Genomic DNA, 13,151 nt, shown 5'->3' on the forward strand with positions numbered 1-13,151 from the left:
CGACCTTCAGAAATCCCACGGTGAGATCAGATCAAGGCTGGTGGTGCCAAAGTCGCTGAGATTGCGCGTTGCCAGCCGGCCACCGTTCACGCGCGCTATCGCCGCAATCATGCCATCGGGGGCTGACATACCGCGACCTTGGCGTGTCGCGGCCCCCATGATCTCGCCGTAAGCCAAGGCAGCATCTTCAGTCAGTCCAAAAATCCGGCCGGCAAATCGATGGCGCCACCGGGAAAGTCCCTGCTCCAGCCGATCGGCACGCTCATCAGGCCGTATTTTTTGGATGCCGAAGGCGATTTCAGCAATCGTCACTGTGGGAAGGGCCAGTTCAGCGTCATTGCGGACAAGCCATGCCAGGACAGCTTGGTCCGGCGCCTTCTTCAGACTCTCCGAAATCACGTTGGTATCGACGAAAATCAAAGCTCAAGTCCCGAATGAACCTGGCGGCCTTCGCGAATGATCTTTTCCAGATCGATGTCGGCGCCATGGTTTGCAGTCAAGCTGGCATAGAAGGTGGAAGCAGGTTCACGGCCAGCTTCACGAATTTCGTAGGATTCGAGGGCACGTTCGACCACATCGGCTATCGAACGATTTTCACGACGAGCAAGTCTATGAGCCAGGTCGCGTGCTTTTGCGCTTCGGACTGAGAGTTGTGGTTCGGCCATTTCGAACTCCCTTTTAGAACGGATATAGGCCGATCCACTGCTGCCATCAAGGTGGCAGCTGATGGCGTGCCATCACGCGGTGGATTTCCAGCGCATTGATAGGCGACGTTACTTCAGCTCGATCTCGATAAAGGCGTATTCGCCTTCATTGGCGTTGATGACGTCGTGCTCTACGCCCTCCTTGCGGAAATAGGGCGCGCCCTTCTTCATCTCGGCGAAGGATTCGCCGTCCTTGGTCAACAGCTTCACCTTGCCGTCCATCAGCGGCACGACGACGTAGTCGTGGCCGTGGCGATGCCAGCCGGTGTTCTCGCCCGGCGCGAAGCGGTATTCGGTGACGATGACACGCTCGTTGTCGATGAAGACGGTGGCCTTGGCGGATCCGGTCATGGAGTTCTCCTGTCTGGCTCAAGCAGATGACATGGAGTGCCCGGATGCGAGAGCCAGAGCCACGCACCGATGACGCCAACAAAAAGCCCGGCGCGAGGCCGGGCTTGATATCAGGAATTTCAGATGGGTCAGGCGAGGTTGCCATTGATCCAGTGCGACAGCGCGGTCTTCGGCGCGGCACCGACCTTCATGTCGGCCATTTCGCCGCCCTTGAAGATCATCAGCGTCGGGATCGAGCGCACGCCAAACTGGGCGGCAAGCTCCGGATTCTCGTCGATGTTGAGCTTGGCGATCTTGACCTTGGCGCCAAGTTCGGTGGCGATATCTTCGAGCGCCGGCGCAATCATCTTGCAGGGACCGCACCATTCCGCCCAGAAATCGACGACGACCGGTACGTTGGCGTCAAGCACGTCAGCCTGGAAGTTGCTCTTGTCGACCTTCACGGTTGCCATATGGAAAAATCCTTTTGAAAGTTTTTGTCCCACCAAATGTGGTGGTGATCGCGCCCTTCTTCAAGCAGGTGTTGTGTCACGCTCCCGTGAGTCGAGCAAGGGCGTCGTCCATGGCGCTGGCAGGCAGTTCGATCAGCCGCGGCGCCTCGGTGAACAGCAAGGCCGCCTTGACCGTGCGGCCGGGATAGAGCGGCTGCAACAGCGCGCGGTAGAGCGCCAACTGCAGGACATAGGCCGGCGGCACCTCGGCCAGAGTGGCGGGCGCCGGCCGGTTGGTCTTGTAGTCGACAATCGATACCGTGTCCGGCGTTACCGCCAGCCGGTCGATCTTGCCGGAAATCGAGCGCTTCTTGCCCTTGACCTCCAGGCTGCCCATGATCGCAACCTCGGCACGCGACGATGGCGCAAACAGCTGACCGAAGCCGGGGTCGGCAAGGATCGATGTGACCGACGCCAGGGCCTTTTCACGCTCTGATGGCGGCCAGTCCGCACCAGTTCGCAAGAGATAGCGTTCTGCCGCTCCCGCACGTTCGGGCTCGGCAATACCGGGCAGCATCTGCAGCAGTTTGTGGAGGGCGAGCCCACGCAGCACGGCAAAGCCGGGCTCGGCATCGGCGTCGAGCACCGGCGACGCCTTGTCGACAACGGCTTGCTTGCCTTCGTCGATCAGCGCCGAGGCGCCCGATGGCGACAACGGACGCGGCAGATCCTCGAAGGGCGGCAAGGGCCGGAACAGCGTCGCCGGCAAAGGCCCGAAAGCGTCGGCCTGCCGTACCTGATCGGCGGAACTTGGCGCGACGGGGGGCAGCTTGGTGACATGGAAACGGTGCACCGGCTCGCCGCCGGCGGGATGCGCACGCTGCTCGCTCTCCGGCGCACCGATCAGCGCGCGGCTGACGATCGAGTGCCAGGTGCCGGCGTTCGGCGCCCGCTTGCCATGATAGCCGCAGACGATCAGCCGGTCCTCGGCACGGGTCATGCCGACATAGAGCAGCCGGCGGTATTCGTCGTCGGCGAGTTCCCGTGCCCTTGAGGCCGCCGCTTTCGAAAAACCGTTGGCGACCTCGCTGGCCGAGCGCCAGAGATAGCCCTTGCCGTCCCAGTTCGCGCCGGAGCCATCGAAGGGCATCAGGCGCGGCAAATGCTGGTCGCTGAACGGCGCGGAACCGCCATCGACCAGGAACACGACGGGCGCTTCCAAGCCCTTGGCGGCGTGCACGGTCATGACCCGGACCTCGTCGCGGGTCTGGTCCATCTCGCGCTTGATCTCGGGACCGGCGTTTTCCAACGTCGACAGGAAGGCTTCCAGCCCCGGCAGGCCGGTTCGCTCCTCGGCGAGGCAGAAGCTCAGGAACTCGTCGAGAATATCGCCGGCTTCGGGCCCGAGCCGCGCGATCATCTTGCGGCGCACGCCATCGCGCGCCAGCAGGGCGGCATAGAATTCGAACACCGGCTTAAACGCGGCTTCGTTCGTCCAGATGTCGACCTGGGCGACGATCTTCGCCAGTCTCTCGCTGTCGCCGGCGTGCTGTCGCAGCGACGCGATCAGCGACAGACCCGACGGCCTCTGCGCGGCGAGCATGAACAGCGTCTCTTCCGGCAGATCGAAGATCGGGCTGCGCAACACGGCGGCAAGCGACAAATCGTCCTGCGGCTGGATGAGGAGGTGACCGAGCGCGATCAGGTCCTTGACCGCGATGTGCCCGGGCAGGCTCAGCCGGTCGGCGCCGGCAACCGGAATGTCGCGGCGTTTGAGTGCGCGGGTCAGGGCATGGACGAAGCGATCGCGCTTGCGCACCAGCACCAGCACATCGCCCGGCCGCAGCCGCTTGCCGCGGCCTTCGATGATTTCGCCACTGCCGATCCAGCCGGCGATGGTGGCGGCGACGTTCTCGGCCACGCGCACCGCCGGCGCATGGGCATGGTCGATGGCTTGTGTCCAGTCATCTGGCTCATCGACGGCTTCAGCGCCGACCGACGGCCACACCTCGACATAGCCCGGCGCGTCGGTGCGGATCGCCTGGTGGCGAAGCGGATCGGGATCATGACTGATGCCGCGCCGCACGGCTGGATCGGCGAAGACGCGGTCGACCGCGGTCAGAACATCGTCGGTCGAGCGGAACGACCAGGTCAGCTTGAGATCGGCGAAGGACGCCTCGGCGTCACGCACTCGTCCGGCAAACAACAGCCGGCTGTCGGCGAAGGAGTCCGGGGCCGCACCCTGGAACGAATAGATCGACTGCTTCTCGTCGCCGACGGCGAACACCGTGCGATGGACCCTGTCGCGTGCGCCAAAGCCGGCAAAGAATTCCTCCGCCAGCCGTTTCACCACTTCCCATTGGTCCGGACTGGTGTCCTGCGCCTCGTCGAGCAGGATGTGGTCGATGCCCTGGTCGAGCTTGTACTGCACCCAGGGGCCGGCGTCCGGCCGCGCCAGCAGGTTGACGGTGCGGGTGATCAGGTCGTTGAAATCGAGGAAGCCGCGGCTGCGCTTCAGCATTTCGTAGCGGGCGATCAGCCAGTCGGCGATGGTCAGCGCGGCAGCCGTGCCTTCGAGCATCCGGAACAGGGCCAGCCGATCGGTGGTTTCGACGATGGCATTGGCGGCCGAGAGATAACGCTCCGCCAGATTCGGCAACCGGTCGACCAGGGCCTTCTTGAAGGCCTTTGCCGGGTCGTAAGCGTCGCCATCGGTCTTGAGGAAGGCTCGCGCGAGCAGTTGCAGGCGGCGAATGGGATCGCCCTCGGCAAAAGCCTGCCGCGCATAGGGCAGGATGTTGTTCAGTACCGATCTGGCGTCGGTGGCCTCGGCGGCGTGGGCGAAGCCGGCAAAATAGTCGGGCAGGAGGCCCGGCAACGGCCATACCGAAGTGGCTATGCCCTCGGCCGTCTGGCCTGGATGGAAATGGAATTCGTCGAACAGGGCCTGGAAGTGCGTGCCATCGCGCCCGACCGCGTCGATGAAATGGCGCAAGCCGTCGCGCTTGCGCACAATCTCACCCAGCAAGGCGTCGAGCCCGGCTTCGCCGCCCCGATCGAGAATGGAGGCAAAAGCCTCGGCCAGATCCCTGTCACCGGCGGACGTGCCCGAAATCATCTCGCGGCGCGCCGCGGCAAACAGCGATGCCTCCATCTGGCCGTCGAGCATCTCGAAATGGGCCGGGATGTTGGCCTCCAGCGGGAACTGGTGCAGCACCGATTCGCAGAAGGCGTGGATGGTCTGGATCTTCAGCCCGCCGGGCGTTTCCAGCGCCTCGGCGAACAGGCGCCGCGCCCGGCGCATGGTCTCGAGATCGGGCCGGCGCCCCTCCAGCGCCTCGACCTTTGCCGTCAGATCCACGTCACCAAGCGTCGTCCACTCCGACAGTGTCGAAAAGACCCGGTTCGACATGTTGGCGGCGGCGGCGCGCGTATAGGTCAGGCACAGGATCTTCGACGGATCGGTGCCGCGCAGCAGCAGCCGGATGACGCGCTGCGCCAGCACATGGGTCTTGCCGGAGCCGGCATTGGCCGACACCCAGGCGGAATTGCCGGGGTCGGCGGCGCGGGCCTGGCTGGTCGCGGTGTCGCTGGGAATGGGATAGGCCTTCTTCATGCCTCCCCTCCCTCGTCGCCGGCATCGCCGCCTGCCGACCATTCGAGCACGCGGGCAAGATGGTCGTAGTCGCCATCCGTCTCGCCTTCGCGGAACGGCAGCGCGCGCGACAGATACCCGGTCGCAGGGTCCGCATAGTGGATCAGCAGCTTTTCCAGCCGTGCCCAAGCCTCTTCGGCAAGATCGGTCGCGGTCCGCGGCTGGCGGTTGTGTTCGAGGATGGATTCCTCGAACACCTCGCCATTCGGCTTCAGCCTGATGAAAGCCAGTTGAGAGGGCTCACGCACGCCCAAATCCTTGAAGGCGCCGCGCCTGAGCAGCGCGCCCTCGAGCGCCAGTTGCGGCGCAAGCAGTGTGTGCGCCTGCGCCTTGGACGGCGAGGAGCCGGTCTTGTAGTCCAGTATGTCGGCCATGCCGCCGGCCAGAAGGTCGACCCGGTCGGCGTAGCCGGACAGCGTCACGCCGGACTGGCCGACAACGGTCTTTCCGGCGCGCTCCTCGGCATGGCGCCTTGTCACAGCATCAGCGCGCGTGCGCTCCCACTCGATGATGTTGACGGCGAGTTTTTCGAAGCGCGGCCACCACACCGCCTCGACGTCGGCCGGAAGGGCGGCTTCGGCAAAGCAGGCGCGGCCGGCGGCGATGAGGCCCGCAAGCGCATCGGGAGCGCGCGGATCGGCGACGCTGCCTGAGAACAGGTGCAGGATGGCGTGAAACAGCGTGCCGCGCTCGGCCGCACCGGGGTCGCGAATAACCGGATCGAGCGGCATCAGGCCGAGGATGCGTCTTGCATAGACGGCGTAGGGGTCACGGCGCAGGGTCTCGATCTCGGTGACCGAGAAATGCGTCGGGCGCACCGACAGCGGCGGCTTCGGCTGCGGCCGTGGCGCGAAATCCTGCCTTGGGCCGGCATCCAGCGCGCGCGCCCAGGCGAGCAGCTCGTCGCCACGCCGGCGCAGCTCCGCTGCCTGGTCGCTGCCGATGAAGGTCAGCAGCCGCTGAAGCCAGCGCGACGGCACGGCGGGTGCATCGCCGGCACGTGCCGAGCGGGACAGCACCACCTTCCCGGCGCCCATGGCCATCTGGAAATCATGCGCGGCAAGGCCGATACGCCGCTCGGGCGGTTCGAGGTCGATGCCGGTCTTCATCAGCCGCGACATGAAGCGGTCGCTCTCTGGCTTGCGCGGCCATACGCCCTCGTTGAGCCCGCCGATGACCAGCGTGTCGACCGTCTGCAACCGGGCTTCCAGCGCGCCCCAGATGGCGATGTTCCGGTCGGTGCCTTGTGCCGGCTTGACCGTTTCAGGCGCGATCAGCGCCGCCATGATGTCGGGCCACTCGGTCGCCGCGAAGGACAGCGAAGCCGAAGCCGCGACCAGCCCGCGCAGCAGTTCGGCAAGCTTCTCGCCGGCGTCACCGGCATAGATCTCGCCAAGACCCCCGTCGGCGGAGCGGCCGAGATTTTCGAGTGTCACGACACTGGCCCTGACAAGCGCGGCAAGGTCGGCGTCATCCTGGCCTCGGAAGGCTGCGAGCGGCGCCAGCGCCTGCTTGAGACGTTCGAGCAAATTCCGCGCAGTTTCGATAGAGCGCACGGTCAGCCGGGAAAACCAGAAGGGCTGTCGGCTGCCGCCGCCCAAGCCGGTGAGGCGGGCTTCGAACAGTTCCGGTAGCGAAACGATGTCGGGGCGGCCTGTGCCGCCGCGCAACGCCACCAGTTCGATCAGCTCCGACGCGTGGCGCACATCGGCCCGTTCGAGGCCGAGGCCGAGCAGCGGATGCTTGAGCAGCGACAGCAGGCCAACCGGATCGCCTGGCCGGAACAGTGCCTCGAGCGCCAGCCTGAGCAGGCTGGCCGCCGGGGTGTTGGCGAGCGGTGTGCCACCGGAATCGTCGGCAACGACGCCGAAGCGCTGGAGCTCGATCGAGACGCGCCGCGCCAATGCGCGGTCGCCGGTGACGAGAGCCGCCCTTTGGCCGGGATGTTCGACCGCGCGCCTGAGCGCGACGGCGATGGCGACGGCCTCATCACGTTCGCTGGCGGCTTCGAGCAAGGTCACCTCGGCGAAGGCGCCGGCAATGTCGGACGCCGGGAAACCGGCACGTGTCTCGGCCCAGAGTTCGGTGGTTTCGGCCGGCCGCAGCGCTTCGCCGACAAGGGCAGCGCGAAGCGCACGTCGCGGTTCGGCCACGCCAATCTCCTCGACGTCGCCGCGCAATACGCCGATCTTGCCGATCAGCCTGGCCAAGCCATATTGCGGGTGGCCGAGTACGGCTGGACGCGCGCCAGGCGCGGCAATCGCCTGGAACGACGCTTCGTCCAGCGTCCGGTCGAGACCCGGCAGCACGATGGCGCCGCCGGGCAGGCGCGCGATCGCGGCAAGCAATTCGGCCGTCGCTGGTATCGAGCCGGTCGAGCCTGCGGCGATGACCGGGCCGGCGGGCGGATTGCGCTGCAGCCGCGCCGCCTCGGCGCGGATCAGCGCACTGCGATGCGCGGCCGGATTGGAGCGGTCGCTTTCCGCGAGGAATTTCGGCCAGGCTTCGGTGACGATGCCGAGGAATTCGAGCGTCACCTGCCACCATCCGGCGAGATTGCCGGTCACCAGATCAGTGAGCTTGGCCCAGTCGGTGCCTTCCGTTTCGATCTCGTCCATCAGCCGGGCGAGATCGCGCGCCAGCCAGATCGCGTCGGCGGTGGAAGCCGGGATGACGATCTCCTCGGCGAAAAGGGCGGCGACATGCGCCGGCAGCCGGCGTTTCCAGGCGCGCACCAGCGGCGTTAGCAGCAACAGGCGTTCGGTTGCCGAAATCGGCGGCGCCAGATCGATGGCCGCCGATGCCTCGGTCTCGAACGCGGCCTCATCCTCGTCGAATTCGCCGAGTGGCCGGATGACCGGCAGGATCGCCGAGCCGCCGCCGCCGCGTGCCGCCAGGCTGTCGACGAAGACACCCCGCAAGGCACGCGCGGCACGGCGTGTCGGCACATAGATAGTGACATCGACCAAAGCGAGCGGGTCGCCGTCGAATCGAAACCCCGGAACAAGACGACCGGCAAGCAGCGCCTCGGCAAGCGTCGGCAGAAACGGCGCTCCGGGCGGGATCGAGAAGACGCGGCTGGAGCCGCTCATTGCGACTCGATGAGCGCACCGGCGACCGCCGCTTCCGCGAGCGGTACGGCATCGGGCGTGCCGACGGTGATCCAGTGGCCATGCATGGGCATGCCGAACAGGCGCCCTGCGGCGATGGCGGAATCAAAATAGGCGTTGAGCGAGTGCGGCCCGGCCGGTGCGCCCTTGAACAGGCGCGGATGGACGATCGCCGCGCCGGCATAGATCAGCCCCGCCGGGTCGCCTTTCGAACGCCGCAAGCCGCCATCCGGCGCCACCAGGAAATCGGTGCTGCCGCAGTGTCCGGTCGCCTGTTGGAGATCCGCCAGCATCAGCAGAATATCCATTTTCGCCGCGTCCCATGCAAGGGCGAGGCGCTGGAGATTGAGAGGACCGTCATCGATCCAGAAGGTGTCGGCATTGAGGATGTAGAAGGGTCGCTCGCCCAGTTCCGGCAGCGCCTTGACGATGCCGCCGGCGGAATCGAGCAGTTGTTCGCTCTCATCGGAAATGACGATTTTTGGCGCGCGGCGGGCGGCGACATGGGCGAGGATCTGTTCGGGAAAATAGTGGACGTTGACCACGGCCTTCGCGACACCGGCGGCAGCCAGGCTGTCGAGGCTCCAGTCGAGCAACGTCTTGCCGGCAATCCTGACCAGCGGCTTGGGAATGGTGTCGGTAATCGGCCGCATGCGTTTGCCAAGGCCGGCGGCAAGTACGATGGCGGTGTCCGGTCCTGCTGTCACAGCGCTCGCTCCTCCAGCAAACCGTGGGCGTCGTAGAACTCGCGCAGGCTTGCCAGCGCCGGATGAGACAAGGCCCGGCGCAGATAATCGCGAATGCGCGGCAGGTGTTTTAGATAATAGGGCTTGCCGTCGCGCTTTTCGAGGCGGACGAAGATGCCGAGGATCTTGGAATTTCGTTGCGCCGCCATGATGGCGTAGGATTCCAGGAAGCTTGCCTCGTCGAAAGCACCGGCTGCGTGGCGCGCCGCGACATAGGCATCCAGCGTCTTTCTCTCGATCTCGGGCGACATCGTAACACGCGCGTCCATGGCCAGCGAGGCGACGTCATAGGCGGACGGGCCGATCAGCGCATCCTGGAAATCGACGATGCCCAGCCGATCATGCCCTGAACGGTCGCCGCGCCAGATGATGTTGGGCGAATGAAAGTCGCGCAGCATCAGCGTATATTCGCGGCCGTGCAGCCGGTCGAGGAGCGCGCCCCATTGCTTGTGGTAGCCGGCGCGCAAGGCACCGCTTGCCGGGCTGCCCGTTATTGCCGGCACGTACCAGTCGACCAGCAGATCGGCCTCGATCATCATGGCCTCGCGGTCGAAAGGCGGGACATCGTGGAAGCCGCCATGCCCTGTTTCCAGGCGCTGCGGCCAGGTCCTGCCATGCATCATGGCCAGCAGCTCGGCCGCCGCCGCGCAGCGCTCGGGCAGCGGCTGGCCATCGCTGCCGAGGAACCCTTCCGAGCCAAGATGTTCGAGTAGCAGGAATCCCTGCTCCTGGTCCTCGGCATGGATTTCCGGAACGCTGACGCCGCCTGCCTTCAAGGCGCGGTCGATGGCGACGAAAGCGGAAACCGACTGGGCGGTGTGGGCGATCTCGGCATAGGGCTTGCCGTCGCGGACCGGCGGGCCGAGCACCAGCCGTGGCGAGTTCATCAGCACTTGCGGCTTTTGGCCCGGCAGCGAAACGATCTCGTAAGAGCGGGCAGAAGCATCGCCAATGAAATGGCGGCGCTGCGCTTGCGCCCAGCCGGCGCTCACGAGAAAGTCGCGCATGGCCAGCGACCGTGCGGCCCGATCGAAGGCAGGTCCCTGCCCCGACAATCGTGCCAGCCGGCCGTTGCCATGCTGGACGAGCTCGATCAGGACCGTGGTTTTCGGCAGATGGGCTTCCGCCCGCTCCGGCCATTCGACCAAAGCAGCACCTTCCGCCAAGGCTTCGTCGAACCCAAGCTCATCGATCTCGTCGGCCGAGGACAGGCGGTAGAGATCGAAGTGATGCACCGGAATGCGGGTGTCGTAGCTCTGCACCAGCGTGAAGGTCGGGCTCGGAACGTCGAGGCCGGCATCGTCGGCCAAGGTCCTGATCAAGGCCCGCGCCAGCGTCGACTTGCCGGCGCCCAGATCGCCCTTCAGGGCAAGCACGTCGCCTGGGCGCAGCGACAGCGCCAGATCTTCGCCCAGCCGCGCTGTCTGGGTCTCGTCGGCGAGTAATCGCTCCAGCACCAATCCGGTCATCGAACGCGCTACTCGGCCGCGGCACGGATGCCCGGCATGTCTGGAAAGGTGCAGATGACGGTCGTGCCCTTGTCCTTGCCGGTTTCGATGCGAACGCTGCCGCCATGCAGCTCGACGAAGCTCTTGACGATCGACAGGCCGAGGCCGGCGCCGCGCCGGCGGCCACCATTGGCGCGCGGCTCGAAACGGCGGAACACCGAATCGAGCACATCGGGCGGCATGCCGGGACCGTCGTCATGGACCGAGAATTCCACCCCATCCGCCAGATGGCGGCAAGTGAGCCGGATGGTGCTGGCTTCCGGGGCGTAATTGGCGGCATTGCTGAGCAGATTGTAGAGGATCTGGCGGACGCGGACCTCATCGCCGTGAAACGTCTTCGGCGCCGAGGCTGCTTCGACCTCGAGCCTGATCGAATGCTCTTCCAGGCGGTCGGCCACCAGTTCGGCCGCAGCGGCGATGGTGCGATCGACCTGCACCTCGGAAATATCGAGCTGCATGATGCCGGCGTCCACCGTCGCCAGGTCGAGTATGTCGTTGACGATGGTGAGCAGGACCGCGGAGGAGGAGCTGACATGCTCGACATATTCCCGCTGCTTCTGCGTCAGCGGACCGGTCGTGGGCTGTGACAGGAGTTCGGTGAAGCCGATGATGTTGGTCAGCGGCGAGCGCAGTTCATAGGAAACATGCTGGACGAATTCGTTCTTGAGCTGGTCGGATTTTTGCAGCGCCTCGTTCTTGTCCTTCAGCGCCCGCTCGACATGGACGCTGTCGGTGACGTCGACGAAGGTCATCATCACCTGCCCGTTGGGCAGCGGGATCATGGCGTAACTCAACACGTTGCCGTTGTTGAGCTCGGTCTGTCCGTGGCGGTCGCGGCGCTCGTCGTCGAAGCCGGTGACGGCGGCAACAAAGCCGGGCCAGGGGCTGTCCGCCGCCTGCCGGTCGCAAAGGTCGCGGATGGTGGAAACATGGACGCTGGGCTTGGCCGCTTCGCCGCTCAATCCCCAGAGCGTGGCAAAGGCAGGATTCGACAGCCGGAGCCTGCCGTCGGGTCCGAACACCGCTACGCCTTCGGCAAGATTGTCGAGCGTCTCGCCCTGGACCCGCACCGCTGTCTGGTAGCGGCTCTCGAGGTCCATCTTCTCGGTCAGGTTCTCGAACACCCAGGTCACGCCGCCCTTGGGCTGGGGGTTGGCGACGACGCGGATGGTCTTGCCATCAGGCAGATGCCACCAATGTTCCTGGGATTCCACAGCGCGATAGGCGCCGAGCAGGCCTTCCTTCCAGCGGCGCCATTCAGGCTGTTCGGCGATCTTGCCTTCGCTGCGCAGCCGGTCGAGCAGCAAGGCATTGTCTGGAGCGCTGTGCAGGAAGCCTGCGTCCAGGCCCCAAAGCTTCTGGAAGGCCTGGTTGAAGAACCGCAGCTTCTCGTCGGTGTCGAAAATGGCGACCGCCGTGTTGAGCTGGTCGAGCGTGTCGGCGTGGCTTCGCACCGTCCGTTCGTATTCGCCGCGAACGGCTTCGATGGCACTGGTGTCGCAGGCAAGGCCGGCCGAGCCATCGCTGCCGGCGAAATCGGTGACCGCGAACACACGGCGATCGCCTTCGATCACGGTGGACAGCGATTGCTCGAAAACCGGATGCGTCCTGTGCTGGGCGGCAATCGCATCGCGCGCCTGGCCGCCGAGGAACTCTTTCTTCTCCCGAACCGCGGCTTCGGCATTTTCGGCTTCGACGGCATCGGCATAGGCGCGGTTGACCCACCTCAGCCCGCCATCCTCGCCGCGGAGCCATGCCGGCATGTTCAGCGCGTCGAGCAGGCCGATCATCGTGTCGTGGTCGGCGGCCAGCCGCTGGTTCTCGATCTTCAGCCTGGCCTGGCTGCGCTGCGTCTCCGAGAGCGAGACGAAACGCACGAGCACATGCGCGGCACTCTTGCGGCCATGCACTTCGAGCGGCGCACCGGCCTGCGATTCGATGACCAGGTCGAAGGGTTTGGCCTTTTCGCGCAATCCCGCGACGGCATGTTCGAGTGCCGCCGCCGAACGCGGCATCAGCCAGCGGCCGAAAGCAAGAAAAGCGGCCCTATCCTCGGGAGCGCCGCTTTCGACGGGCAATGTGCCGATGAGCTCGGGCTTCTTGTTTTCCGCAGCCCAGACGACGACGCGCTGGTCGCGCAGATTGAGCAGCGCCTCGGAACGGCGGAGCGCCGCGTTGATGTCGGCGAGGCGGCTCCTGAGTTCGACATTCTCCGCCGAGGTGCGGGCTCTTTCGCGGATGAGAACGATGGCCGATATCAGTGCGGCACCCGTCACGCCGACGAACACTGCAAGCTGCATGACATCAATGGCACTCACCGACAGTCCGGCGACGCTGGCAACAGCGGTCTCGGCATGCGCGGCGGCGCCGGCCAAGGGCCCCGCGAGCGCGGAGGTGGCAAGGAATGTCAACGCGCGGGCGCGCCAGGACAGGCTCCCCCCTTCCAGGGCGGAGCCAGCAATCCCCGAATCGTCATGGCCGCCGGAAACGGCCCGTCCCGCTCTGTGCGGGTGTTGCCCCGGCATGTCTTGGTCCTCTCCGCCGCCTGAATGCAAGACCGCCCTGATGCGTGCCTCTCTTGACCCTCTCGGGCTGGAAGCATCGCCGAATCACCTGACAATAACCCCTCGCCGAATCGGCGTGAAG

9 protein-coding genes are annotated in these 13,151 nt (G+C 65.6%); all 9 read right to left on the reverse strand.

Annotated features, from left to right (window positions below; all coding sequences use genetic code 11):
• Positions 1-6: 6 nt before the first annotated feature.
• Positions 7-420: a type II toxin-antitoxin system VapC family toxin gene (locus AC0L2D_RS11405; protein ID WP_013528323.1), complete on the reverse strand. Its 414-nt coding sequence runs from the start codon at positions 418-420 to the stop codon at positions 7-9.
• Entirely contained in the window at positions 417-665 is a 249-nt protein-coding gene (locus AC0L2D_RS11410) for a type II toxin-antitoxin system VapB family antitoxin (protein ID WP_013528324.1), read from the reverse strand. The genes AC0L2D_RS11405 and AC0L2D_RS11410 overlap by 4 nt, the downstream gene beginning before the upstream one ends.
• Positions 666-773: 108 nt before the next feature.
• Entirely contained in the window at positions 774-1,055 is a 282-nt protein-coding gene (locus AC0L2D_RS11415; RefSeq protein ID WP_013528325.1) for a cupin domain-containing protein, read from the reverse strand.
• Positions 1,056-1,183: 128 nt separating this feature from the next.
• Positions 1,184-1,507 carry a thioredoxin gene (gene trxA / locus AC0L2D_RS11420; protein WP_013528326.1) on the reverse strand — a complete coding sequence of 108 codons (324 nt, stop codon included), beginning with the start codon at positions 1,505-1,507 and terminating at the stop codon, positions 1,184-1,186.
• 76 nt (positions 1,508-1,583) lie between these two features.
• On the reverse strand, positions 1,584-5,102 hold the full coding sequence (gene addA, locus AC0L2D_RS11425; protein WP_473541066.1) for a double-strand break repair helicase AddA: 3,519 nt from the start codon (positions 5,100-5,102) through the stop codon (positions 1,584-1,586).
• Positions 5,099-8,233: a double-strand break repair protein AddB gene (gene addB, locus AC0L2D_RS11430; RefSeq protein ID WP_473541067.1), complete on the reverse strand. Its 3,135-nt coding sequence runs from the start codon at positions 8,231-8,233 to the stop codon at positions 5,099-5,101. The genes addA and addB overlap by 4 nt, the downstream gene beginning before the upstream one ends.
• Positions 8,230-8,958 (reverse strand): nucleotidyltransferase family protein, encoded by a 729-nt coding sequence (locus AC0L2D_RS11435; RefSeq protein WP_473541068.1) that lies wholly within the window; start codon positions 8,956-8,958, stop codon positions 8,230-8,232. The genes addB and AC0L2D_RS11435 overlap by 4 nt, the downstream gene beginning before the upstream one ends.
• On the reverse strand, positions 8,955-10,466 hold the full coding sequence (gene tsaE / locus AC0L2D_RS11440) for a tRNA (adenosine(37)-N6)-threonylcarbamoyltransferase complex ATPase subunit type 1 TsaE (protein ID WP_473541069.1): 1,512 nt from the start codon (positions 10,464-10,466) through the stop codon (positions 8,955-8,957). Before tsaE ends, AC0L2D_RS11435 begins: the two co-directional genes overlap by 4 nt.
• Before the next feature lie 8 nt (positions 10,467-10,474).
• Complete coding sequence (locus AC0L2D_RS11445) at positions 10,475-13,030, reverse strand: sensor histidine kinase (RefSeq protein ID WP_473541070.1); 2,556 nt, start codon at positions 13,028-13,030, stop codon at positions 10,475-10,477.
• Positions 13,031-13,151 lie beyond the last annotated feature (121 nt).

This window comes from Mesorhizobium sp. WSM4833, assembly GCF_055811095.1.